Consider the following 25,948-nt stretch of genomic DNA (forward strand, 5'->3'; position numbering starts at 1 on the left):
GTCAGGCACCGCTCAGCGCTTTTGCGTCGGTTCGGATCTCGCCGGTTCCGCCGTGCCCGTTGGCGGCACACCCGTTGCGGGCGTGACCGTTCCCGGAGACATCGCCCTGGCGAGCCGCCTGGACCGCCCAGTACACCGCCTCCGGCGTCGCCGGTGAGGCCAACTCGACGCTGACCCCGCTCGGCCCGAACGCGGCGGCGGCCTGCCGCAACGCTTCTCGCACCGAGAACGCCAGCATCAGCGGAGGCTCACCCACCGCCTTGGACCCGTATACCGCGCCCTCCTCGGTGGCGTTCTCCAGAAGCGTGACGTTGAACTCCTCCGGCATCTCCGAGAAGCTCGGCAGCTTGTAGGTGCTCGCGGCCTGGGTCAGCAGCCGGCCGCGGTTCGGCCCGTCACTGGCGTCCCAGCGCAGGTCCTCCAGGGTCAGCCAGCCCGCGCCCTGCACGAAACCACCCTCGACCTGACCGATGTCGATCATCGGGGACAGGCTGTCGCCGACATCGTGCACGATGTCCACCCGCCGGATGCGGTAGGCGCCGGTGAAGCCGTCCACCTCCACCTCGGCTGCGGCGGCACCATGGGCGAAGTACTTGAACGGCGAGCCCCTGAACGTCTTCGCGTCCCAGTGCAGACCCTCGGTCCGGTAGAAACCGGCCGCCGACAGCTGAACCCGCTGGAAGTACGCGGTGCGCACCAGGTCGTCCCAGGCCAGTTCCTTGTCGCTGCCCAGGGTGCGCGCGACGCCTTCGACGATGCGTACGTCCGAGGCGTTCGAACCCAGCTGGGTGGCGGCCACCTGTCGCAGCCGCTCGCGCAGTTGCTCGCAGGCGTTCTTCACCGCGGCGCCGTTGAGATCCGCCCCGGCACTGGCGGCGGTGGCAGAGGTGTTGGGCACCTTGTCGGTTCGCGTCGGGGCCAGCCGCACCTTGTGCAGCGGGATACCCAGCGTGGTCGCGGCCACCTGCAGCATCTTGGTGTGCAGGCCCTGGCCCATCTCGGTGCCGCCGTGGTTGATCAGGACCGAGCCGTCCTTGTAGATCAGCACCAGCGCGCCGCCCTGGTTGAAGGCTGTGAGGTTGAACGAGATTCCGAACTTGAGGCCGGTGACCGCAAGTGCCCGCTTGGTGTGCGGGTGCGCGGCATTGAAGGCAGCGATGTCGCGCCTGCGATCGGCGATGCCGGCGTTGTCCTGAACCTGCTGCCAGACGGCGGAGATCCGTTCGGGGTGAACGACCGGCTGTCCGTACGGCGTCGCCTGACCCGGCCGGTAGAAGTTGCGCTCCCGCAACTCGATCGGATCCAGTCCGAGCAGCGGCGCGCACCGGCCCATGATGTCCTCGATCACCAGCATGCCCTGCGGTCCGCCGAAGCCGCGGAAGGCGGTGTTGGAGACCTTGTTGGTCCTGGCGATGCGACCGGCGATGCGCGCGTTGGGAAGCCAGTAGGTGTTGTCGATGTGGCACAGCGCGCGGGCCACCACGGGTTCGGACAGATCCAGGCTCCAGCCGCCGTCCGCGGTCAACGTGGCGTCCAGGGCCTGGATGCGGCCGTCGGCGTCGAAGCCGATCTTCCACTCGGCGTGGAACCCGTGCCGCTTACCGGACATGGTCAGGTCCTGAGTGCGGTTGAGCCGCACCCGGACCGGCCGGCCGGTCAGCTTGGCGCCGAGCGCGGCGACGGCCGCGAACCCGTGCGGCTGCATCTCCTTGCCGCCGAAGCCGCCACCCATCCGCAGGCACTGCACGGTCACCTCGTGACTGTGCAGACCGAGCACGTGCGCGACGATCTCCTGGGTCTCCGAAGGATGCTGGGTGCTGCTCTGGACGAACACCTGCTCGGCCTCGTCGACGTAGGCCAGCGCCGCGTGCGTCTCGAGGTAGAAGTGTTCCTGGTCGGAGAACTGGAACTCGCCGGTGAACACGTGCGCGGAGTCGGCGAAGCCGGCGTCGACGTCCCCGGTCAGCATCATGGGCCGGGCGCCGTGAAAACTGTCGGCCGCGATCGCTTCCTGAAGCGTGATCAGGGAGGGCTGTTCGTCGAGTTCCACCTCGACGGCCGCCGCACCGAGCCGGGCCGCCTCCAGGGTCTCGCCGAGCACCCAGGCGACCGCGTGGCCATAGAACATGACCGTGTCGGGAAACAGTGGCTCGTCGTGCTTCATCCCGGCATCGTTGACGCCGGGCACGTCGGCACCGGTCAGCACGCGGACCACGCCGGGGACGGCGAGCGCGGGCTCGGTGCGCAGCGCGGTGATCCTGCCGTGGGCCTTCATGACCTGGACCGGGTAGGCGTGCAGTACGTCCTTGGTGCGATGAATCAGGTCGTCCGTGTAGAGCGCGGCGCCGGTGACGTGCAGGACGGCGCTCTCGTGCGGCATCGAGACGCCGACGACAGCCTTTTCGGGGCGTTCGGACAGATGGCTCATGACGACACCGCCTCGGTGGTCTGTGCGTGCAGCTTCAGCAGGCTCTGGCCGAGCATCGCAGTACGGTACTCGGCGCTGGCGCGGTGATCGTTCATCGGCGTGCCCTCGGCCCGCAGCACCCGGGCCGCGGCCTCGATGGTCTCCGCCGTCCACGGCCTGCCCTCCAGGGCCGCCTCGGTGGCGAGGGCGCGGATCGGGGTGGCGGCCACGCCGCCCAGGCCGATGCGCGCCTTGCGGACGATCCCGTCCTCGACGTCCAGCGCGAAAGCGACCGCCACGCTGGAGATGTCGTCGAAGCGCCGCTTGGCGATCTTGTGGAAGGCCGCGACCGACGACAGCGGCTGCGGGATGCGCACGGCGCGGATCAGTTCGCCGGGACGGCGCACGCTCTGCCGGTAGCCGGTGAAGTAGCCCGCCAGCGGGACCTCGCGCTCACCGTCGGCGTCGACGAGCACCACCGATGCCTCCAGCGCCAGCAGCGCCGGCGGGCTGTCACCGATGGGCGAGCCGGTACCCAGGTTTCCGCCGAGGGTCGCACCGTTGCGGATGAGCCGGGATGCGAACTGCGGGAACAGTTCCGCCAGCAGCGGGATGCCACCGTCGAGACGGCGTTCGATCTCCGTGAGCGTCAACGCCGCCCCGATCTCGATGCAGTCGGATTCGACTCGCAGCTCCCGCAGTTCGGACAGCCGGTCGATGGCGACCACGCAATCCGCCCGGCGGGAACGGATGTTCACCTCCACGCCCCAGTCGGTGGAACCGGCGACCACCACCGCGTCGGGCCGCTCGCGCAGCAACTGCAGCGTGTCGGCCAGGGTGCTCTTCCGCAGGAACGCGCTGTCGCCCTGGGTGAATTCGGTGGCAACCGGTGCGGGCGGGGACTGCTCACGACGCTTTGCCAACGGGTCCTCGTCGGTGGGCGTCCCGACGGCGAACGCGGCATCGCGAATCGGGCGATAACCGGTGCAGCGGCACAGGTTTCCGCTCAGCGCGTGCAGATCGAAACCGTTCGGACCATGCTCGTGATCGGTGCTGTCGGCGTCGGTGCGGTCGGCGGAGTCCGCGTGCGCACAGCGGTCGGGTCGGTAGTACTCGGCTGCCATGCTGCAGATGAATCCCGGTGTGCAGTACCCGCATTGGGAGCCGCCGCGGACCGCCATCTCCTCCTGCACGGGATGCAGGATGGACGGCATGCCGGGTTCGCCGGCGGTCGCGAGACCTTCGGAGGTAATGACCTCCTGACCATCGAGCGCCGCGACCGGGACCAGGCAGGCGTTGACCGCCACCCAGTCGGTGGGCTTGTTCACCCCGGGGCGGGCCACCAGGACCGAACAGGCGCCGCATTCACCCTCGGCGCAGCCTTCCTTGGTGCCGGTGAGGCCACGCTCGCGCAGAAAATCCAGCGTTGTGGTGTGGGGCGCAGCCGGTGAAATCGGAGTTTCTTTCCCGTTGACCGTGATCCGCGCCGCTACCATGACGGGCCTTCGTTTCGGTGCGCGATCGGTCGATTCATCATGTTCGCCAATTTCAGGCAGCTTTCTGTGTTCAGACGCGCCACGTGAGACGAGCGGGCGCAGAACGGCACGCACAGCGACGCGCCAGGAAGTGGTGAGCGCGAAACCCGAAATGTGCCACGAGCGGGCACGTCAGAACGGCGCGATCAGCAGCCGTGCGCGATGCGACCCGGAACCCAGACCGTGCAGTGGGCGAGGCGAGCCAGATCAGAGCTGGTGTACATCTGCTGGTCGCCTCCTTTCGGTAGTCACGGGTCGGCGTCTACCGCAAATTAGTATCCGGGGCCGCAGAGGTCAAGAGGTCGACCTCTGCGTCTCGACAACCGATCGGATTCGAGGGCTTCCCCTGAATCGAACCTCGGCAAGGCCTTACCCGTGCCGCCACTCGGCCGAGCCGGGTGGCCAGCGAACGGTGGCCGCTCACAGGACGACGAGGCCCTCGACTGGTGCCGCCCCTGACGGCCCTCATCTCTACCAGGAAGGCCAACTACTGTGCACTGCAACCACGTTGGCTGGCGATCAGGTCCCGGTACCAGCCGTACGACGCCTTCGGCGTGCGCACCTGCGTGTCGAAGTCGACGTGGACCAGGCCGAACCTCTCAACCAGCGGCTCGCCGGCAGACTCGCCTGCCCCCACACCGAACTCACCGACCTCACCGACCTCAAGAGGCATCACCGGCACCTGATCCCGGTCCTGGCGGCCAGAGACGACGAGGTCGAGCGGCTTCGAGGTGAGCTGAGCACGTTCGCTTCGGTCCCGGATCAACGGCAGGGCACCGACTGCACGCCGACGCGATCGATGGCAGGTGGCCGAGCAAGGCCCATCGGGCGCGCCGACGCGGCGTCAAGGGTGGAAAACAGGGCAAGACCGGCGTTGCCCATGGCGTCTACGACAAGCGCTCGGTGCCGGGTTCGACATCCCGCGAGCGACCGCATACCGCTGTGCGGGTGACGGCACGGCGGTCTTTGCCGCTCGCCGCCCCGATCTGCACGAGGCGCTACGACAGGCCGCCGGCCAGGGGGTGATGTGCTGGGTCCGGGTCAGCGGGTGATCGAGATCGCGAAGGGGACGAACCCGCTGGAGCGGATCACGTGGGGTACGAACAGGATCGCGGCCTCCGTTGCGCGGGCGGTCCGGATGCCGCCGAGGTCGGTGATCCATTCGTTGTGCCAGCCGAGGTCGGTGAGGAGTTCGCGGACGGTCTGCTTGGCCCGGGGGTCCTCGCCGGAGAGGAACACGGTGGGAGTCTGGGTGAGCGTGGCCGGTGCGGTCATCACCGGGAAGAGCATGGTGTTGAGGGTCTTGACGACGTGTGTTTCGGGGAGTGCTTCCTGGAGTTGCTCGGCGAGGCTCGAGCCGGGGTAGAGCAGGTCGGCGGGCAGGCCGTCCGGTCCGTCGGTGGTGGCGTTGGAGACGTCGACGAGGAGGGTGCCGCGCAGTTCGTTGCGCAGGGCGGCGAGTCGTTCCAGGGAGCCGGCGCCCGGGGTGGCGTTAATGACGATCCGGGCGCGTCGGGCGGCATCGGCGGCGGCGCCCGGCGTGCGGTCCGCGACGGTCACCTCGTGCCCTGCGCGGGTGAGGGCGGCGGCCAGGTTGCCGCCGACGCGGCCGCTTCCGAGTACTGCGATCGTGGTCATGAGGGTGTGGTCCCTTGTCGCGTGTGCGGGTGGAGTGGTGTTCGGTCAGCGTGCGAGGGTGGCGACGGCCTGGGCGTGGACGCCGGGTGCGGCGGCCAGGAAGCCGGCGCTCTGCGGGGTCCAGGGGCGGCCCTCGGCGTCGGAGATCCGTCCGCCGGCCTCGGTGACGAGCAGTGCTCCGGGGAGCCAACGTTCTCGTCCTCGTCGGGCCGGGCCTGGCTGGTGGCCACGATGCTCAGGCCGAGGTCCGCGGCCCGGGAGACGTGCAGGGGCCGGCCGTCGAGGTGGGCGCCCGCGCCGGTGAGCGCGGTGTAGGTCTCGCCGGTCAACGGCAGGTGGACCACGGTGAGCACCGGCTGGTTGTCGCGCACGAGGGTGGCGGTCACCGCCCACTCCGGCAGGGCGTGCAGGTGGTTGACGTTGCCCTCGGCCGGATCCACGACCCACCACTCGCCGGGCGGCAGCGCCCCGCCGTCCAGTTCGTCCTCCACCCAGCCGGCGTCCGGGCGCAGGCTCGTGAGGCGGGGGCGCAGGATGCCGAGGGCCGTGTCGTCGTTGGCGGCGAGTGCGCTCATCAGCTCGTCGCGGGTCTGGTAGGGGACCACCTCGCCGAACCGCTCGCGCAGTGCCGAACCGGCCTCACGCACGGCGGCCGCGGTCCGGTCGAGCAGGTGGGCGTCGGAGACGGTGACGTCAGTGGCCTGAAGCGTTTCGGACATGGTGGAACTCCCGTCTGAGCAAGGGGTGTTGAACAAAGGTTCGGGCCAGGCCGTGCGTTCCGTCCTGCGCCGTGATGACGACGCTATACACCTCGTCCGTTAGCATCAACTGCATGTCAAGCACGGCTGGGATTACTCCTATGCAATTGGATTTGAATCTGCTGACCGCGCTCGACGCGCTGCTGGAGGAGGGCAGCGTGGCCGGGGCGGCCGCACGCCTGCACGTCACCGCCCCCGCGATGAGCCGGAGTCTGGGCCGGATCCGGCGCACGACCGGGGACCAGATCCTGGTCCGCACCGGCCGCACCATGACCCCGACGCCCTATGCGATCGCCGTCCGGGAGCAGGTGCACGAGCTGCTGCACCAGGTCCGGGGGGTGCTGGCACCGAGCCGTGAACTCGATCCGGCAACGCTGGAACGCACGTTCACACTCCGCTGGCACGATTCCCTGGTCGCCCTCAGCGGCCCCGCGCTGCTCGCGGCCGTACGCGGACAGGCGCCGGGCGTGCGACTGCGCTTCGTCGCGGAATCGAGCACCGACACCCCCGAACTGCGACGCGGCGAGGTCGATCTGGAGGCGAACGCCAACCGCCCGAGCGCACCCGACATCCGCGCCGAGCACGTGGGCGAGACCCGCCTCGTCGCCGTCGTGAGGCAGGGACACCCCCTCACCCGCGCCCGAACCGTCACCGCGCAGCAGTACGCCGCCGCCGAACACGTCACCGTCTCGCGACGCGGAAACCTCGGCAACGCCGTCGACGATGCCCTCGCACGGCTTGGCCTCACCCGCCGGGTGGTGGCGGCCGTCCCCACGGAAGCAGCCGCGCTGGAGTTCGCGCGCGGCACCGACCTTCTGATCACCGTCCCCGAAATCACCACACGCACCGCGGCCGCCGACCTCGGCCTGGCCGTACTCCCCCTGCCGCTCGAACTCCCCTCGGCACCGGTGTACCTGTCATGGCACCAGCGCTACGACACCGACCACGCCCACACCTGGCTGCGCGCACTGGCGCGAACCGCGCTGGCCACGTGCGGAGCGTCATAGCCGACGCCGTACGGCCGCGCGCTGCGGCCTTCCGCGATGACTACGCGAGCCAGCCCATGTGCGTCGACTGCGCGTCCTGACCGCAAGCGGCGCGCCAACGGCGATCGCATGCCCACCGGCGGCGGACAAGCCTGTGCTCACAGCGGGGTGAGGATGTCCTGATGGCCCCGGTCCAGGACGAGGCCGTTGTCCCACCGGACCCGGACCGTCACGCGGTTCCCTTGGTCCTGGTGGACGGTCCACAGCGGCTCGAGCTCGGCGATCTCTCCTTCCAGCCGCATCCGGCTGGCCTCGGGCATGGTGTGCCCGTAGTCGTCGAGCAGTGCCTTGAGCCGCTGGTACTCGCGGACCTCCTCACTTTGCGGGACTTCCCCGTCCACCCGCTCGACGGTGCCCTCGATCCCGGCCGCGAGGGAGAGGAACCCGACGACCGCTCCGGGCTCACCGGCGACTGCCTCGCCGATCGCGAGGTCCTCGGCCAGCCTGACGCGTCGGCCTTCCTTCAGGGACATCCGTTCCGTGACTCTCCAACGATCGGTGCCGCGGGCGCGATCGGCCGGCGGTCCCGGTCATTATCTGCCGGACGGGCCGTACGACGTGCCGGTCGGATTCCGGTGGGTCGGGGGCTGCCTGCCGGGAACCGAATACGCCGTCGCCGCAGTCGTTCGACTTCATGGGAACCATGGACCGCATCGCACCACCGTCAGCACCAGCACGCCGTACGCGCCGGGTCGCGCTCCTCCTTCCGGCGGTGCTCGGTGTCTCGGCCGTCGCCGCCTTCGCCGCACGTGGGCCGCTGCGCGACCACCGAGGGGGCTGGCATGCATGGGTCGGCACGGTCAACGGCGTGGTCTTCCTGACGCTGGCCGCACTGCCGGTGGCCGCGTCGGCAGTGTGGGGTCTGGCGCGCCGCCGGCGTGTCGCGGGCGCCGCGCCGCGGTGGGCGTGGCGCAAGTCGCTGGCCGAGGTCGGCATGGTCCACGGCACGGCACCGTGGATTTGGATGATCATGCTGCCCGGCACCGGGGCCGGTGTCGCGCCCCGCCGCGTGAGCCTGCTGCCGCTGCGGGACCTGATCGCGATCCTGGCGGAGGGCAGTCCGGTGACGGCGACGGTCCAGATCGTCGGCAACCTGCTGGTGTTCGCGGCACTGGGGTACCTCGCGCCGGTGCGGTTCGCGGGCCTGGCGTCGGTGCCGCGGGTCCTGGCCCTCGCGGCGGGCTGCTCGATCCTGGTCGAGACCGCGCAGTACGTGCTGTGGCTCGACAGGGTGTCCTCCGTGGACGACGTACTGCTCAACACCGCCGGTGCCGGACTGGCGGCACTCGCGTCGCGCCGCTGGTGGCGGGCCACGGCCGACGCACCGTCGGAGCGGCCTCGGCCGGCGGCGGTACCCGGGCGCTGAGCTGCCTGGCCGTCACTGGCCGCGCGGGGGCGAGCTTTTCAGCCCTCCGGGAACGTGCGCGGCGGCGCGGTCGGGGTGCCCATCCGCGCCGCCGGCGTCGGCTGGCGATTGAACCACTGGTGATGGGCTGCGGACTTGTCGAACACCCTGTCCTTTACGCAGTCTCCGGGGCGCGGATGCTGCGGGCGGCGCCATCGAGATGGCCTCTCGGCCGTCGCCAACGGCCACACATCCCGCAGCCGACAGAAGTCAACTACCGTGAATGGTGGCTCCGGTGACTTGCCATCAGGTCGCGGTACCAGGCGTAGGAGGCCTTCGGGGTGCGGCGCTGGGTCTCGAAGTCGACGTGGACCAGGCCGAACCTTTGATGGAACCCTTCAGCTCGTCGAACAGACTGTCATTCTACGAGACCGTAAACCGCGAGTCTCGTCACTGTCGAACGTGGCCATCCGCCGACGAAGTTGCAGCCAACGCAAGCCCACCTACCGCGTTGTTCCAGGTCGGAGACGGAGCATCTCTCCGGTATAGGTTCGGGTGCTTCGGGCTGAGCCACGGTCTACGCGGCGTTCATGGTCTCCCGCGCCGGCCAGTCGTACCCCGTCGGCGACGTCAGCACCGACCACGGCGCCACGTTCAAGACCGCCGGCGTGATCGTCCCACCGGATACGAACAACTGGGGCGACTGAGACTTCATCACCGTCGGCCCGGACGGAACGCTCCTGGTCCAGGCCGGTGCAGGTGCCCTCGGACACCCTGAAGGTGCCGCACGTCATGCAGGTCGTCGCCGGGCCTCCCGGGGTCGCATACCTGGGCCGGCTGTCGAACAGCGACCCGCGCGCCCACGGCCGCGCAGGACGACATCTGGGCCGCGACCGTGGGGTGGCACTGCCCTGAGGCTCGGGCGCGAATGGGCAGTGATGACTCCCCCGAAGGAACCGTGGAAGTAGCCCCGCCTGCCTGAAAGGGCAGTTCCGCATCTTCAATACCCGCAATGATCACGCCCCAAGAGCCACTCCACGATGCCCCGAAGTCCCTCGCAGCAGTCAGCCGCAACCCGTGCCGTTCAGGCGGAGGAGATCGGGCATTGACACCTCCGGCGACATGATCAATCATCAAGCCAGCCGCCGGACAAGAGAGCGGCAATCAGGCGTTCTCCCTGGTTAGACAGTTGGCCGTGGGCTGCCTGTCCTGCCAGGAGATGAGCACGCGGTGGGTGAGATGGTAAATACAAGCCGTCTGTAGGCGCACCGCGGAGAAACACACACCAGGTGCCCGCAGTTTGAGCGCCGCACCCGTCGAGTAGTCGTCTCTCGCGCCCGCCGCCGAGCCGGTTAGGTCTTCCCGCACGCCTCCCCAACTGTCCTCCGCTCAGAGGAAAGAGCTGGCTTTGCCGACGATACGCACCTCCCCCACGACCGCCAGCAGCAGCAGCCGCGGGTCCCGGCCCGGCGCCGAGGAATCGGCCACGGCCCACCGGGACGAACCGCAGCCGCTCTCCTTCGCGCAGCAACGGCTCTGGACGCTGGCTCAGCTGACCGGCGCCGGCGAGGCGTACAACGAGTCGGTCGTCCACCGGCTGCGCGGACCGCTGGACCGTGGGGTGCTGGCCCGGGCGCTGGACGCGATCGTCGGTCGGCACGAGGTGCTGCGGACCCGCCTGGTCCCCACGGGCGGCGAGGTGCACCAGTGGATCGACCGATCGGGCATCGGGTACCCGCTCCTCACGGATGATCTGACCGGGGCCCCCGATCCCGAAGCGCGGCTGGCCGCCCTGCAACGTGCGGAAGCCACCACGCCCTTCGATCTGGCCGGTGGCCCGCTGGCCCGTGGCCGCCTGGTCATCCTGGCCCCGGACCATCACGCGTTGCTGCTGACGATGCATCACACGGTCTTCGACGGCTCGTCCATGGACGTCATGATGCGCGAACTCAACCTCCTCTACTCGACGTTCCTCCACGGTGACGGCGCCCCGTTGCCGCGATTGCCGCTCCAGTACGCCGACTACGCCCGCCGGCAGCGCGAGTGGATGGACGGCGAGGAGCAGACCGCACAGGCCGCGTACTGGCAGCAGAACCTGGTCGGTGCCCCGCCCTTGCTCGAACTGCCGACCGACCGGCCCCGCCCGCCCGAGCAGGACTTTTCCGGCGGCCGGGTGGCAATCAACCTGGACGAGGAGCTGACCGCCGGGCTGCGGACGCTCGCGCGGCGGCACGGCGGCACCCTCTTCGTCGCCGCGCTGACCGGCTGGTCACTGGTGTTGTCGCGGCTGGCCGGGGAGACCGACATCGTGGTCGGCGTACCGACGGCGAACCGACGCAGCCGTGATCTGGCCGGGCTCATCGGCTTCTTCGTCAACTCCCTTGCCGTACGCGTCGATCTGTCCGGCGCACCGACGGTCTCCGCCGCTCTGGGCCGGACGCGCACCGCCGTCCGTGGGGCCTTGGACCACCAGGACCTGCCGTTCGAGCGGGTGGTGGAGTTGGTCAACCCACCGCGCAGCAACGCCCATTCGCCACTGTTCCAGACCATGTTCGCCTGGCAGCCGTCCCGCAGCGGCCTGTTGGACCTGCCGGAAGTCGAAGCGGAGCCCCTCGAAATCCCGTTCGCTCCCGCCAAGTTCGACCTCGCGCTGTCGTTGGCCGAGGAGGACGGCCGACTGGTCGGCCATCTCGACTACGCCACGGCCCTGTTCGACCACGAGACCGCCGAACGTTACGCGGGCTACCTGCGCCGGGTGCTGGCCCAGATGGTGGACGAGCCCGACCGGCAGGTAGCGGATCTCGCGTTGATGGACGCGGACGAGCGCCACCGGCTGCTCACGGACTGGGACGCGACCCAGGGCGCCGAAGCCGTGCCACCCTCCGGGCTCGGCGGCCTGATCGAACGTTTCGAGTCGCAGGTCAGCGCCCGCCCGGACGGACCGGCGCTCCTCTGTGCCGGTGAGCGGACCGACTACGCCACGCTGGAGCGCCGCGCCAACCGCTTGGCGCACGCGCTGATCGCGCGCGGGATCGGCCCCGACCAGGTGGTCGGCCTGCACGCCGGGCGGTCCACGGAGCTGGTCGTCGGCGTCCTCGGCATCCTCAAGGCAGGTGCCGCCTTCCTCCCGCTCGACCCCGGCCAGCCCACCGAGCGGCTGACCGCCATGGTGGCGGACGCCGCACCCGCCCTGGTGTTGAGCACTATGGGCAACTGGCAGGACCTGCACTCGGTCGAGGGGGAGGGTGTCCGTGACGATGCCCCGGCGGTCGCGGTCAGCCCCTCGCACCTGGCGTACGTGCTCTACACCTCGGGCTCCACCGGCCGCCCCAAGGGCGTTGCGGTGACGCACGGCAGCGTGCTCAACCTCTTCGACACCTGGCTCGCCCGGTTCGGTGCGACACCCGGCGAGGCGACCTCCGCCTGGTCCAGCATCGGCTTCGACGCGACGATCCACGAGATCCTGCTGCCGCTCACCACGGGTGCCGTGCTGCACGTCGTCCCCGACGAGCTGCGCGCCGACCCCGAGGCGCTGATGGGGTGGATGCGTCAACACCGCATCGTGCAGGCGTTCCTGCCCCCGGCGTACATCCGGTGGATCGACGAGGCACCCGAGCAGCGCCTCGCCGGGCTCGCCCTGCGTCAGCTCCTGACCGGCGTGGAGTCGCTCCCTGAGATCGCGCTCCACCGCATGACGCAGGTGCTGCCCGGCCTGCGGATCTGCTATGGCTACGGCCCCACCGAGAGCACGCTCTACTGCACGTTCTACACCGACCCGCAGCCCCTCGACCGGCCCTGCCCGATCGGCCGCCCGCTCGGCAACACCCGCCTCTACCTGCTCGACGAACGGCTCCAGCCCGTCCCCGCCGGGGTCACGGGCGAGCTCTGGACCGGCGGCGCCGGACTCGCCGCCGGCTACCTGAACCGGCAGGACCTGACGGACGAGCGCTTCCTCGCCGACCCCTTCGTGCCGGGCGAACGCATCTACCGCACCGGCGACCTCGCCCGCCGGCTCCCCGACGGCAACGCCGAGTTCCTCGGCCGCCGGGACGACCAGGTCAAGCTTCGCGGCTTCCGGATCGAACCCCGCGAGGTGGAGGCGGCACTGCTCGCGGTGCCCGGTGTGCGCGAGGCGGCCGTCCTCGCCGACCGCGACGAGGCCGGTGAACTGCGCCTGGTCGCCGCCGTCGGCCGGGGCGGCGCCGAGCCGCGACAGCCGCACGAGTGGCGCGCCGCGCTGGCCGAGCGGCTGCCGGACTACATGATCCCCGCGGTCTTCCTCGAACTGCCCGCGCTGCCGCTCAGCCGCAGCGGCAAGCTGGACCGCGCCGAGCTGCTGCGGCAGGCCCGGACGGCCGTTCCCCAGCAGGTCAACACGGCCACCCCGCGCGACCACGTCGAGCTGGCCCTCCACCGCATCTGGAAGCGCGTGCTGCTGCGCCCCGCGATCGGCATCACCGACAACTTCTTCGAGATCGGCGGCACTTCGATCTCCGCCATCAAGGTGGCGGCCGCCGTCCACGAGGAGTTCGGCGACAGCCTGCCCATCCGCGACGTCATCGCGCACCCGACGATCGAGACGCTGGCCGAGCGTCTGCGCACCGGCACCGCCCGGCAGCGGAGCGGCAGCCTGATCGAGTTCCGGGCGGGCGACGGACGGCAGCGGGTGGTCTGTGTCCACCCGGCCGGAGGCACCGCCTTCTGCTACCTGTCGCTGGCCGCCGCGCTGCCGGAGGAGATCGGCGTGTACGGCATCCAGTCACCCGGCCTGGACCCCGGCGAGACGCCGCTGCCCACCGTCGAGGCCATGGCGCGGCACTACCTGGAGCTGGTCGGGCCGCGCGCGGACGAGTCGCTGGTGCTGTGCGGGCTGTCCTACGGCGGCCTGGTCGCCCACGAGATGGGACGACTGCTGGCCGAGGCCGGACACCCGCGGTTCAGCGTGGTCCTGCTCGACACCCGTGGCACCGACGACCCGCAGGAGCGGGCCGCGATCACACCCGTCGAAGCGGCGGAATTCCGAGAGAAGCTGGTCAGGTTCAACGGGATGTACCCGGGCATCGAGGACGACCAGATCGACCGGTACTTCCGGATCTACAACCACAACCGGATGTCCGCCCGCGACTACCCCGTGCCGCCGTCACCGGCCCGGCTGGTGTTCGTCCAGGCAGCCGGGGAGAACGAGAACGTGGAGCACGAAGCCCGCGCGTTCTGGCAACGGCGGGCCGGGGACAGCCTGTTGGTGGAGCCGGTGGGCTGCGGGCACTGGGACATGCTGGAGAGTGACTCGGTGCCGCGGATCGCGGAGCTGATCGAGGCGGAGCTGCTACGGGCGCCGGATCATCCGGCCTCCGCCGGGTCGTCGGACCTGCGCGCGGGGCGGGAGGCATGATGCGTACCGGTACCGAACCCGTCACGGGCCTCGCCCAGGGCGTGCACACGTGGGCGCTGCGGACCCCCGGCGCGCTCGCGCTGGTCGACGGCGACCAGCGGCTCGACTACACCACCCTGGACGCGACCGGCGCGGCGGTGGCCGAGGCACTGCGCCACAGCGGGGTGCAGCCCGGCCAGGCGGTCGCGGTCCACCTCCCCCGCTCCTGGCAGCTGGTCTGCGCCATGCTCGGCATCCTGCGCCTCGGCGCAAAGGTCGTGCCGCTCGACGCGCAGAGCCCGCCGGAGCGCCGTCGTCACATCCTGACCGACTCCGCCGCCGTGGCGCTGATCCATACGGACAGCGCGCCCGAGGACCTGCCGGACGGCGTACACCCTCTCCCGGTGGGCGCCCTGCTCGCCCACCACGCCGCTGCCGAACCCCCGTTCGCCGGATCACCGGTCTCCTTCCTCTTCTACACCTCCGGAACCACCGGCCTCCCCAAGGGAGTTGAGGTGACGGAGCGCGGCGTGCTGCGCCTGGCCCGCCCGGGGTACATCGAGCTGAAGCAGGGTGCGCGCTACTCCTGCATGTCCAACCCCGCGTTCGACGCGCTCAACTTCGAGGTGTGGGCACCGCTGCTGACCGGCGGCTGCTGTGTGATCATCAACGACGCGGACGTCCAGACCCCGGACCGCCTGGCGGCCGCTCTGCTGCGCGAACGGATCGACACCCTCTTCGTCACCGTGGCGCTCTTCAACGCCGTGGTGGACGCCGTCCCCGACTGTTTCGCCGGCGTGGGGCAGGTGCTGGTCGGCGGCGAGCAGCTCAACGCCCGCCTGATACAGCGCTGGTACCGCCACAACGCGGACAGCCCGACCCGACTGCACAACGTCTACGGCCCGACCGAGACCACCACCTTCGCGCTGTGCCACCCCATCCCTCGGGACTTCGCGGCGGACGCAGTCCCGATCGGACGCCCGCTGTCCGACACCCGGGCGGTCCTCGTCGTACCGGGCACCGACCGGCAGGCCGCACCCGGCGAGGTCGCCGAACTCCACCTGGCCGGAACCGGATTGGCGGCCGGCTATCGCAACCTGCCCGAGGAGACCGGACGGCGCTTCGTCCGGCTGCCCTGGTACGACGACGGCCGTGACCTCCACTACCGGACCGGCGACCTCGTCCACGCCGACGCCGACGGCGTCGTGGAGTACGTCGGACGCGCCGACCGGCAGGTGAAGGTCCGCGGCTTCCGGATCGAACCCGGCGAGCTGGAACGGCAGATCGTCAAGCACCCGGCCGTGCGGCAGGCGTACGTCTGCACCCGCCGCGACGGCGAGTACGGCCCGAACGAGCTGCTCGCCTACCTTGTGCCTGACGGCGAGCTGACCTTCGAGGAGTTCGACCGCCACCTGGCGAGCGGGCTGCCCGCCTACATGCGGCCGCACCACCTCTACCTGCTCGACACGCTGCCGCTGAACGCCAACGGCAAGGTCGATCAGGCCGCGCTGCTGGCCCGCGAGGCCCCTGCCTGGCGGCGTACGGGCGGCTCCCGCCCCGCCGCCACCGCCTGGCAGCGCGAGGTGTTGGAGCTGGTGGCCGAGGTACTGGGGATACCCGAACCCCGGCTCGACGACAGCTGGACCAGCGTCGGCGGCGACTCGCTGAAGGCGCTACGGCTGCGCTTCGAGCTCAGGCGCCGCTGGGGCTGCGACCTGCCGCAATCCACCGTGCTGCGGGGCGACTTCGCCTCGCTCGCCGAGGCCGTCGCCACCGCCCGCGCCGCCGGGAAAGCACACTATCCCGTACCGGCCGGGCCCACCGAGGCCTGCACCGCCCCTGCCACCAGCGAACAGCAGCGACTGTGGCTCTTCCAGCAGCGCTCGCCACGCTCCCGCGCCTACGACGTGACCACCGCCGTTCGGATCGACGGCCCGGTGGACGCCACGGCTCTCCGGCAGTCACTGCGGCGTCTGGTGGACCGACACCCGGCGCTGCGCACCGGGTTCGAGGCGACGCCCGAGGGTCTGTACCAGGTGGTGGGCGAGCCGTACGACCCCTGGACCGACCCCGGCACCGCCACGCCCGACGACGAGAACGGCCAACGGGCCTTCGCCGAGCAGTTCTTCGCGCTCCCCTTCGACCTGTCCCGGCCCCGGATGCTGCGCGCCTGCTGGCTACCGCAGGACGCCGGCGGCGTGCTGCTGCTCCACCTGCACCACATCGCCGTCGACGGCTGGTCGCTCAACCTGCTCTTCCGCGACCTGTCGGCCGGGTACGAGCAGCGCCGACCGTCCGAGGCGCAGCCCGCGCTCACGCCACTGGACTTCGCGCACTGGCAGGCCGAGTGGTCCGCCCACCCGGGGTACCGCGCGCAGCGCGCCGAACTTCGGGACTACTACGCCGGGTTGGACGAGGTTGCCGAGCCGCTGGAGCCGAGCCAGGCCGGTCCGACCGAAGCGGCGCAGCTACTGCACACCACGCTGGACGTGGTGCGCCGCGCCCACATTGACCGGCTCTGCGCCGAACTCGGCCTGACCCGCTTCCAGTTGCTGCTCGGCGTCTTCGCCTGGAGCCTGTACGCCGTGACCGGCCGGACTGGACTGCGGGTGGCAGCTCCGGTCGCCAACCGGCCGGTTCAGGAGTTCGAGGCGGGCGTCGGCATGTTCGCGAACACCGTACTGCTGCCGCTGACCCTCACGCCCGGCGAGGAGCTGCGCGCCCAACTGCGGCGCCTGGGCGCCGGGGTGCGCGAGGTGCTGGACCGACAGGACGTCACGCTCTCGGACGTACTGGCCGGCCTGGGCCCGGCGGCGGGGCAGTCGCCGTTCGACATCCTCTTCGTCCAGGAGAACACCGACTTCGGGGCACTGGCCCTGCCGTCCTGCACGGCCCGCCCGCTGTGGTGGGCCCCGGCCGAGGCCAAGTGCCCGATGACCCTGTTCGTGGTCGAGCACGCGGGCGACCTCGACCTGGTGTGGGAGTACGCCGCCGACCACTTCAACACCGCCCAGGTCGAGGCGATGGCCGGGCTGCTGCTGCGCGGTCTGGACCTGCTCGCCGCCGACGAGCAGGCCACCGTGGCCGAGTTGGCCGCCCCCTACCGTGACAGCCTGCCGCAGCACGGCGACGGCCCGGCTGCGGAGCTGACGTACCGGACAGTGGCCGAGGGCTTCGCCCGGCAGGTCGCCCGGACCCCGGCTGCGGAGGCCCTGAACGACGGTCTGCGGACGCTGAGTTACGCCGAACTCGACGCCCATGCGGCCGCGCTCGCCGCCGAGCTGCGGTCGGCGTACCCGGCAGCGGACGGCGACGACCGCCCGCGCCGCGTCGCGCTGTACTTCGAGCCCTGCGTCGAGCACGTGGTGGCACTGCTGGCGCTGGCCCGGCTCAACCTGACGATCGTGCCGCTCGACCCGTCCTACCCGCCGCACCTGCTGCGGCTGATCCTGGCGCAGGCGGAGCCGCTGTGCGTCCTGCTGCTGCCGGGCGGTGACGCGGCGTTCGACGCCGTCGACCCGGGCGGCCTGGTGCGGCACGTCGTCACGCTGGCGCCCGTGCCCAAGCCCGTGCCCTCGCTCCCGCCGCACGAGGGCACCCGGCCGCTGTACACCCTCTTCACCTCGGGCTCCACCGGGACCCCCAAGGGCGTCCAGGTGTCGGACCGGACCCTGTGCAACCTGCTCCAGTGGCAGGCGGCGGCGGGCGGCCTCGGGGCGCCCGCCGTGACCCAGCAGTTCGCCATGCTCTCCTTCGACGTCTCCTTCCAGGAGATCTTCGGCACGCTCTGCGGCGGCGGCCGCCTGCACCTGGTGCGGCCCGGCTGGCGGCAGGACGGGCCCGCCCTGCTGGCGCAGCTGGAGTCGGCGGGGGTGGAGCGCGTCTTCATGCCCTACGTGGCCCTGCAGCTCCTCGCCGAGCACGCCGTCCACCTCGGCCGTTACCCCGCCCGACTGCGCGAAGTAGTCACTGCAGGCGAGCAGTTGGTCTGCACCGACGCCATCCGCCGGTGGTTCGCGGGCCTACCGGGTGCCCGCCTCTTCAACCACTACGGCCCGACCGAGACGCACGTGGTGAGCAGCCTGTGCCTGGAAGGCGACCCCGCCCGCTGGCCGGATCGCCCCGCCATCGGCCGGCCCGTGGCCGGTGCGGTGCTGCGCGTGGTGGACGGGGCCGGGCAGGCCGTCCCGTCCGAGTGCCCCGGTGAGCTGCTCATCGGTGGCACGATGGCCGAGCGCTGCTACCTCGGCGAGGGCGGGCTGAACGACGAGCGCTTCGTCGAACTGCCGGGCCTGGGCCTGTTCTACCGCAGTGGCGACCGGGCCCGCTTCGACCGGCAGGGCCTGCTGCACTACCTGGGCCGCGACGACCAGCAGATCAAACTAAGCGGCCACCGGCTGGAGTTGGGCGAGATCGAGGTGGCCCTGCTGCGGCACGCGGAGATCGTCAACGCCGTGGTGGCACGCGACGGCGAGCAACTGGTGGCCTGCTTCCAGTCTCGTGGCCGGACCCCCACCGCCGGGGAACTCACCGCTCACCTGGCCGCGTTGCTGCCCGCCCACATCCGGATCGACCGCTTCCGTCGGCTGGAGGCCCTGCCCCGCACCCCCAGCGGCAAACTCGACCGCGCGGGGGCCGTGCGCTCCCCCGGCGAGGAACTGCGCGAACGTAGGGGCACCGCTCCGGTGCTGTCGGAGCGCGAGGCCCGGCTGGCCGAGGCGTTCGAGGCGGTGACCGGCGCGGCGATCACGCCCGAGCAGTCCTTCTTCGACGCGGGTGCGTCCAGCCTGACACTGATGCGCTACCACCTGTGCTGCACAACGGAGTTGGGTCTGAGCTTCACGGTCGCCGAGCTGTTCGAGCACGTCACCGTACGGCGGCTGGCCCGATTCCTCGACAGGCCCGGTAGCGCTGTCGCCGCCACGGCCGCCCGGCCCGACGCCATGGCGACCGACGAACCGATCGCGATCGTCGGCATGGCCGTACGCCTCCCCGGCGCCCCCGACCTGGCCGCCTTCTGGGAGCTGGTGACCGCCGCAGGCCGGGGTATCGAGCACTTCGACGCGGCGGACGGCCTGGTCGGGGCGCGCAGCCAGCTGGACGGGCTACTGGCCTTCGACCCGGACCACTTCGGCATCAGCCGCTACGACGCCCGGCTGATGGACCCTCAGCAGCGCCACCTGCTGATGGCCTGCACGCAGGCGCTGGCCCACGCCGGAATCCACGATTCGTCCTCCGGTCCGCGTGTCGGCCTGATCGCCGGGGCGGGCGAGAACACGTACTTCCAGGCGATGCTGCGGGAGGCCGACCCCGCCTGGCTGCCCGACGGCTTCCGGATGGCCCTGCACCACGAGAAGGACTTCCTCGCCACCAAGGCCGCCTACCACCTCGGGCTGACCGGCCCGGCCTTCACCGCCCAGGCGGCGTGCGCGAGTTCGCTGGTCGCCGTGCATCTCGCCGCAGGCCTGCTCCGCCAGGGCGACGCCGAGGTGATGCTCGCCGCAGGCGTGCTCGTCGACCCGACCCTGACAGGTGGCTACCGCTACCAGCCCCAGCACATCTTCTCCGTGGACGGCCACTGCCGGCCCTTCAGCGACGACGCGAGCGGCACGATCGGCGCCAGCGGCGTCGGCGTGGTGGTGCTCAAACCACTGCAGCTCGCCCAGCGCGACGGCGACACCGTCTACGCGGTGATCACCGGCTCCGCTCTCAACAACGACGGCTCCGACAAGCTCGGTTACAGCGCACCCTCACTCGCCGGCCAACGTGAGGTGATCCGCGCCGCCCTGCGCCGCAGCGGTCGCACCGGCGCGGACCTCGCCTACGTCGAGGCCCACGGCACCGGCACCCGCCTGGGCGACCCGGTCGAGGTCGACGCCCTGCGGCAGGCATTCGGCGTCGCCGAGTCCGGCCGCTGCGCGCTGACCTCGGTCAAGAGCCAGATCGGCCACCTGGGCGCCGCCGCCGGGGTGGTCGGCCTGATCCGCGCCACCCTGAGCGTCCACCACGGCGTCATCCCGCCCAACGTCGACTTCCACGCCCTCAACCCGCACCTGGCCGCCGACCCGACCCCCTTCTACGTCCCCACCACCGCCCGCAGTTGGCCCGCCGACCGTCCCCGGGTGGCGGCTGTCAGCAGCTTCGGCATCGGCGGCACGAACGCCCACGTGGTGCTGGAGGCGGTCCCACCGATGGTCCCGGAGCCCGCCGCCAAGCCGGTGCCCCCGGACGGCTGCCTCGTGCTGTCCGCCAGCAGTGCGGCCGCCCTGCGGACCGACGCCGCACGCATAGCCGACTACCTGACGGCCCGCCCCGAGGCCTACGGAGAGGTGCTGCGACACCTCCAGGCCGGTCACCCGGCCCGACGGTGGCGTCTGGCGGCGGTCTGCCCTGACGCACCGGCCGCGGTCCGGTGGCTGCGCGCGGCCGTACCGGTCGAGCCGGTGGGAGCGGACCTGGCACCCGTGGCGGCGGCCGGTCGTACGGCGGACGAACTGGCCGACGCTTGGCTGGACGGGTACGGCATCGACTGGCCGCACGGTCCGGCACGGGCGCCGTGGGACTTTCCGCCACCCGCGTTCGAGCTGGCGGACTACGACTTCGAGCGTGCCGCAGTCACAGCGAGCCACCCCGCCCCCGACGGTCCCCGACGGCTCGCGGAGAACGACTGGCTGAGCCAGCCGCACTGGGTGCGGCTGCGCCGCGCGGGCACCTCGGGCAGCACACGCAGGTCGGCTGTGCTGGTGGTGGTCACGGACGGCCCGGCGCCCGCTGCGGCGATCCGGGTGTTCGAGGCGGCCTACGGCCGGGTCGTACAGGTCAGCGCGGCAGACGCCTTCGCCCGGCGCGGCGACGACCTCTTCGAGGTCGATGTGACCGACCCCGCCTCGTTGCTCCAACTGCTCGACGCGGTCACCGCGCACGCGGGGCAGCGGGATGTCGAATGGCTGCACGCGCTGCCCCTGGGCGTGACGGGCCCGGTCGGCGGGCGCTCCGTGGAGCAGGCCCGCTGGGCGTGCGTCGACGCGCCGGCCGCCCTCGTCCGGGCGCTGGCCGGGAGGTCGGGAGCGCCCCGACCGCGCCTGTGGTGGCTGTCGTACGGAGCCAGGCCCGTCGAAGGAGCCGTCGAGCGACCGGAGTTGGGCCTGCTCGCCGGGATCAGCGAGGTCGCTCCGCAGGAGACGCCCGTGGACGGTCACTGGGTGGATCTGCCCAGCGCCGCACTGGCCGACTGGGCGGGGCCGCTGGCCGCCCTGCTCACCGGGGACGGCGCCGGGCGCGTCAGGCAGCTGGCCCTGCGGCAGGGGTACTGGTGGCAGAGGGTCGTCTCGCCGGTGGCCGTGGACGAGGCCGTTGCTCCGGCGATCGCACCGGGGGACGGCGTCCACCTGGTGCTGGGCGGCACCGGCGGTATCGGCGCGAGCGTGGCGGCCTGGCTGCTGGACCAGACCGAGGGCCGGGTCCTGCTGCTGGCCAGGCGGCCGCACCTGCCGAGCCAACTGGCCCGCTGGACGGACCGGGTGGACCTGATCGAGGGTGATCTCGCCCACGACGCCGGGGTGGAGGAGATCCTGCGGCGCGTGAGCGGCCGTACCGCGCGGCTCGACAGTGTGGTCCACGCCGCCGGTGTCGGCACCGGCAGCCTGATCGTCCGACGCGACGCCGCAGCGACGAGCCAGGCGGCCAAGCTGGGCGGCGCGCTGCTGGTCGAGCGGTTGATCGAGCAGTACGCACCGGCGCTCGCGGTCTACTGCTCCTCCATGTCGGCCCTGCTGGGTGGGGTCGGCCAGCTCGACTACGCCGCTGCCAACGGCCTGCTCGACGGCTTCGCCCACCACCGGCCCGGCGGCACCGGGACGGGTCCGCAGGCCACCGCGCGGCTCGGCATCGACTGGGACGTGTGGCGGGAGACTGGCATGGCCACGCGGGTGCCGTCCACGGACGCCCGGCACCAGGCCCATCTGGCGACCGGTCTGACGGTCGACGAGGGGCAGCGGGTGTTCGCCCGGGCCGTGGCTCTCCAGCTTCCCCAACTCCTGGTCTCCACCACGGACATCGAGGAGTCCCGGGTGTTCTACACCGCGCCCGCCTCGGCCCCGCTGTCCGTCACGGCGGCCGAAGAAGAACTCTCCCCCGCCGCCCTCCTCACCGACCGGCTCTGCGAGTGGCTGGGCGTCGACCGGATCGATCCGGATGCCGTCCTGTACGACCTGGGCGCCGATTCGCTGACCATGCTCGACCTGATCGGCTCGGTCAAGCAGCACTTCGGCGTCGAACTCGAACTGTCCCGGCTGAGCCACCAGGTCTCCGTCAACGAGATCCTGACCCGCCTCGATGAGGCGACCCCGCACAGGTCGGGCGACGTGACGGTGGAGATCTGGCAGGAGGGTACCGGACGCGACGTACTGTGCCTGGTGCATCCGGTCGGTGGTGACATCCAGGCCTACCGCTCCTTGGTGTCCGCGCTCGACCGGCGGCTGACCGTCTGCCTCATCGCCGACCCCGCCCTGCGCCGGACCGGCTCGCACCAATCCGCCCCGGCCGCATGGTCGTTGGCCGAACGCGCCCGCCGTTACCACGCCGCCCTGCACGGCCAGTTCGCCGGCGGCATGCAGCGCCTGTACCTGGCGGGCTGGTCCTTCGGCGCCTGGGTGGCGATGGGAATGGCGGCCGAGGCGGAGGCGGCCGGTCGGCCGGCGCAGGGGCTCTACCTGCTCGACCCTCCCCCGCCCGGCTCAGGGCCGCTGTTCCGGGGCTACGACGAAACGCAGCTCGAAGCGGTGTTCGCCCACGAACTCGGCGACGATGGCGCCGAGTTCACCGACGAGGCGAGGGCCTATGCCGAGCGCCTCGCACAGTGCTGCCGGGCCAACCTGGCGAGCATGGCCGACCACGAGCTACCACAACTGTCTGCCACGCCTGGCCAGTTGTGGCTGGCGGAGCAGCCGGTGGCGGGACTGCCCCGACAGGGCACACCGGACGAGCAACTGGCGTTGTGGGAGCAGCACTTCCCGGCAGCCGACAGCCGACACCGGCTCGCCACCACCCACTACGGCGTCGTCCGGCCGCCGTACGTGCACGCGGTGACGGCCGCGATCAACGCGGCTCTGGACGAGTGAAGCCCTCCCCCGTCGTCCGCACCCACCCCCGCCCGGCCTCACCGGCCGTCCCAACATCGGAGACGCAACTCTGTGAGCCCCGCAAACCCCTACCGGTCACTGCCGGTTCGCTCCTTCTGGCGCCCGGCCGTGGCCGAGCCCGACCCGCTCGCCATCGACGGTCTCTGGACGCCGAAGTTCTCCCTCGGTCAGGACGATCCCGTCCTGACCGCCGGGTCCTGCTTCGCCGCCCACATCGGCCGCGCCCTACTGGAGCGCGGCCTGAACTGGTACGACGCCGAACCGGCGCCGCCCGGCCTGACCGGCGAGCAGCGGAGGAGCCGTCACTACGGCCTGTTCTCGTTCCGCACCGGCAACATCTACACCCCCGCCGTCCTGCACCAGTGGCTGTCCTGGGCCTTCGGCCACGCGGCCGCGCCCCGCACGGCCTGGCTGCAGGACGGCCGCTTCCACGACCCCTACCGCCCGGCCGTCGAACCGGACGGCTACGCGTCCGAGGAGAAAATGCTGGAGGCCAGGGAGGCGACCCTCGCCGCGATCCGCCGTGGCATCACCACGGCGAGCTGCCTGGTCTTCACCCTGGGGCTGACCGAGGCGTGGCGGGACCGCACCGACGGCACCACCTACCCGGTCTGCCCCGGCACCGTGCGCGGCACGTTCGACGCCGATCGGCACGTCTTCCACCAGGCCACCTTCGACGAGGTGCACCGCGACCTGCTCGCGGCCATCGCCGTCGCCCGCACGGCCAATCCGGACCTGCGAATCCTGCTCACCGTCTCGCCGGTACCGCTCACCGCGACTGCGACGAATGAGCATGTGCTGAGCGCCAACAGTTACGCCAAGTCCGTCCTGCGCGCCGTCGCCGGGCAGCTGGCCCGGGACCACGCACACGTCGACTACTTCCCCTCGTACGAGCTCGTCACCGGGGCGCCGTTCAAGGGCAGTTGGTACGAGCCGAACCTGCGGACCGTCACACCCGAGGGCGTCGCCTTCGTCCTGCGCCACTTCCTGGCCGCGTTCGGCGCGCCCGGCCCCGAGGTGCGACCGTCCCTGACCCCCACCGCAGGACCGGGAGGAGACCCCTGTGAAGACGCCGTCCTCGACTACTACCGCCCCCGCTAGGTTCCTGCTGCTCGGCGACTCGCACGCCGGGCCGATCGGGCGGGCCGCGAGAGCGGCCGGCCTGCCCTTCGAGGGCGGACCGCTCGGCGCCGGACGGGAGTTCACCGACGACTTCTTCGAACCACAGGACGCGGACGTCGTGTTCCGCGCGCCCGAGGCGGAGCAGCACTACCGCGGCTTCCTGTCCGGCTTGCAGGTGGCGGAACTCGGAGCGGTCACCGTGCCGGTGGTCTCTACCCTCGGGCTCAGCGTCCACTTCGTCGCCACCGCTGACAACTGGCAGATCTACCGGGGCTCGAACGGTCGGCCGCCCGGCTTCCTGCCCGGTTTCCTGTCCAGCGCACTGTTCGGCGACATCGTCCGCGCCTCGGTCCGCGCCGCGCTGGCCTTCTACGGCCACGCGCTCGGCCTGGGCCTGCGGGTGCTGGCCGTGATGCCGCCGCAGCGTGTACCGGCGCACGCCGACCCGCTGGTCTTCATGGCGGCTCAGGACGTCATCCTGGAGGCGCTGACCGGCCTCGGCGTCGAGATGGTCGATCTGCGGGCCCGGACGACCGACGAACACGGCTTCCAGCGGCCCGAGTTGTGCGAACCCGACGACGCGATCCACGGCAGTCTCGCCTTCGGCCGCCTGATCCTGGCCGAACTGCTGGAGCGCGGCCTGTAGTTCTGCCGTCCCCGACCCGTATCCCGGCTCGAATCCCCCACCCCTTTCAGGAGGACCCGATGGAGCAGTACGAACTCGACGCCGTCAAGCAGCTCACCACGAGGCCCGCGCGCAAGTACCGGACCATCGAGGTCAAGTCCCTCACCCCGGTCATCGGCGCCGAGGTGACCGGGCTCGACCTCTCGCAGGGCCTGCCGGACGACCAACTGGCCGAGCTCAAGGCAGCGTTCCTCGACCACCACGTGCTGGTCCTGCGCGACCAGATCATCACGCCCGAGGACCACAAGCGCCTCGCCGCCCACTTCGGCGAGCTCCGCCCCGTCAACCCGCCGCCGGTGGACGCCGATCCGTACATCCTGGAGATCAGCACCAGCCCGGAGTCCGAGAACGTGGCCGGGAACGGCTGGCACGCCGACGGCACCGCCGACGCCGAACCCTCCCTCGGGTCGATGCTCTACATCACCCGCACCCCGGAGGGCGGCAGCGGCGGCGACACCCTGTTCGCCAACATGCACCTGGCCTACGAGATGCTGTCGCCGACCATGCGCGGGCTGTTGGACGGCCTGACCGCCGTACACGACGGCCGGATCGCCCTCCAGGGCTACACCCCGCCGGCCGACTACGTCATCCCCAAGAGCGAACATCCGCTGGTGGTGCGCCACCCGGAGACCGACCGCAAGCTCCTCTACGTCAACCCGGCCTACACCGCCCGCATCCCCCAGCTGTCGGCCGAGGAGAGCCGGGCGCTGCTCGACCTGCTTTTCAAGGTCGTCTCCGAGCGCCCCCTGCTACAGTGCCGCGTCCGCTGGACCCCCAACACGCTGGTCTTCTGGGACAACCGCTGTGTCCAGCACCACGCGACGTACGACTACCACCCCCTGACGCGCTACGGGCAGCGCGTGGCAATCAACGGCGGCCCGCTGAAGGGCTGAGACCGTTC

Annotated in this window: 11 protein-coding genes and 3 pseudogenes; 7 read left to right on the top strand and 7 right to left on the bottom strand. The window is 71.3% G+C overall.

Translation table 11 applies throughout. The annotated features are described in order from the left end of the window. Position 1: 1 nt before the first annotated feature. The 5 genes and pseudogenes from xdhB to ABTY15_RS22955 form a co-directional block, all read right to left on the bottom strand. Positions 2 to 2,428, bottom strand: coding sequence for a xanthine dehydrogenase molybdopterin binding subunit (gene xdhB, locus ABTY15_RS22935; RefSeq protein WP_350597273.1), 2,427 nt, complete (start codon positions 2,426 to 2,428; stop codon positions 2 to 4). Next, on the bottom strand, positions 2,425 to 3,903 hold the full coding sequence (locus ABTY15_RS22940) for a xanthine dehydrogenase small subunit (RefSeq protein WP_350597169.1): 1,479 nt from the start codon (positions 3,901 to 3,903) through the stop codon (positions 2,425 to 2,427). The genes xdhB and ABTY15_RS22940 overlap by 4 nt, the downstream gene beginning before the upstream one ends. Before the next feature lie 526 nt (positions 3,904 to 4,429). Continuing rightward, positions 4,430 to 4,543 (bottom strand): annotated as a pseudogene (locus ABTY15_RS39815) (family 1 glycosylhydrolase); the annotation flags it as partial. Between the two features lie 440 nt (positions 4,544 to 4,983). Then, positions 4,984 to 5,580 carry an NADPH-dependent F420 reductase gene (locus ABTY15_RS22950; protein ID WP_350597176.1) on the bottom strand — a complete coding sequence of 199 codons (597 nt, stop codon included), beginning with the start codon at positions 5,578 to 5,580 and terminating at the stop codon, positions 4,984 to 4,986. Between the two features lie 45 nt (positions 5,581 to 5,625). After that, positions 5,626 to 6,299 (bottom strand): annotated as a pseudogene (locus ABTY15_RS22955) (inositol monophosphatase family protein). A 140-nt stretch (positions 6,300 to 6,439) separates the two neighbouring features. Here ABTY15_RS22955 and ABTY15_RS22960 point away from each other — a divergent pair. Continuing rightward, a complete protein-coding gene (locus tag ABTY15_RS22960) occupies positions 6,440 to 7,345 on the top strand; it encodes a LysR family transcriptional regulator (protein ID WP_350597178.1) in 906 nt (301 codons plus the stop codon). Positions 7,346 to 7,482: 137 nt separating this feature from the next. On the opposite strand, the gene ABTY15_RS22965 is transcribed toward ABTY15_RS22960, so the two are convergent. After that, positions 7,483 to 7,857 carry a hypothetical protein gene (locus ABTY15_RS22965; protein ID WP_350597180.1) on the bottom strand — a complete coding sequence of 125 codons (375 nt, stop codon included), beginning with the start codon at positions 7,855 to 7,857 and terminating at the stop codon, positions 7,483 to 7,485. A 170-nt stretch (positions 7,858 to 8,027) separates the two neighbouring features. Here ABTY15_RS22965 and ABTY15_RS22970 point away from each other — a divergent pair, with 170 nt between their 5' ends. Continuing rightward, positions 8,028 to 8,750: a VanZ family protein gene (locus ABTY15_RS22970; RefSeq protein ID WP_350597184.1), complete on the top strand. Its 723-nt coding sequence runs from the start codon at positions 8,028 to 8,030 to the stop codon at positions 8,748 to 8,750. A gap of 253 nt (positions 8,751 to 9,003) precedes the next feature. On the opposite strand, the pseudogene ABTY15_RS22975 reads toward ABTY15_RS22970, so the two are convergent. After that, positions 9,004 to 9,132 (bottom strand): annotated as a pseudogene (locus ABTY15_RS22975) (family 1 glycosylhydrolase); the annotation flags it as partial. Between the two features lie 1,005 nt (positions 9,133 to 10,137). Here ABTY15_RS22975 and ABTY15_RS22980 point away from each other — a divergent pair. The 5 genes from ABTY15_RS22980 to ABTY15_RS23000 all read left to right on the top strand — a co-directional run bounded on the left by ABTY15_RS22980 (position 10,138) and on the right by ABTY15_RS23000 (position 25,940). After that, positions 10,138 to 14,121, top strand: coding sequence for a non-ribosomal peptide synthetase (locus tag ABTY15_RS22980; protein WP_350597187.1), 3,984 nt, complete (start codon positions 10,138 to 10,140; stop codon positions 14,119 to 14,121). Continuing rightward, a complete protein-coding gene (locus ABTY15_RS22985) occupies positions 14,121 to 23,219 on the top strand; it encodes a non-ribosomal peptide synthetase (protein ID WP_350597191.1) in 9,099 nt (3,032 codons plus the stop codon). Before ABTY15_RS22980 ends, ABTY15_RS22985 begins: the two co-directional genes overlap by 1 nt. Before the next feature lie 129 nt (positions 23,220 to 23,348). Continuing rightward, positions 23,349 to 24,341, top strand: coding sequence for a GSCFA domain-containing protein (locus ABTY15_RS22990; RefSeq protein WP_350597194.1), 993 nt, complete (start codon positions 23,349 to 23,351; stop codon positions 24,339 to 24,341). Then, complete coding sequence (locus tag ABTY15_RS22995; protein WP_350597198.1) at positions 24,304 to 25,008, top strand: hypothetical protein; 705 nt, start codon at positions 24,304 to 24,306, stop codon at positions 25,006 to 25,008. The genes ABTY15_RS22990 and ABTY15_RS22995 overlap by 38 nt, the downstream gene beginning before the upstream one ends. A gap of 59 nt (positions 25,009 to 25,067) precedes the next feature. Continuing rightward, positions 25,068 to 25,940: a TauD/TfdA dioxygenase family protein gene (locus ABTY15_RS23000; protein WP_350597201.1), complete on the top strand. Its 873-nt coding sequence runs from the start codon at positions 25,068 to 25,070 to the stop codon at positions 25,938 to 25,940. Positions 25,941 to 25,948: the final 8 nt, after the last annotated feature.

The sequence above is a fragment of the Kitasatospora sp. NPDC097643 genome (assembly GCF_040302625.1).
In the GTDB taxonomy this organism is placed as follows: domain Bacteria; phylum Actinomycetota; class Actinomycetes; order Streptomycetales; family Streptomycetaceae; genus Kitasatospora.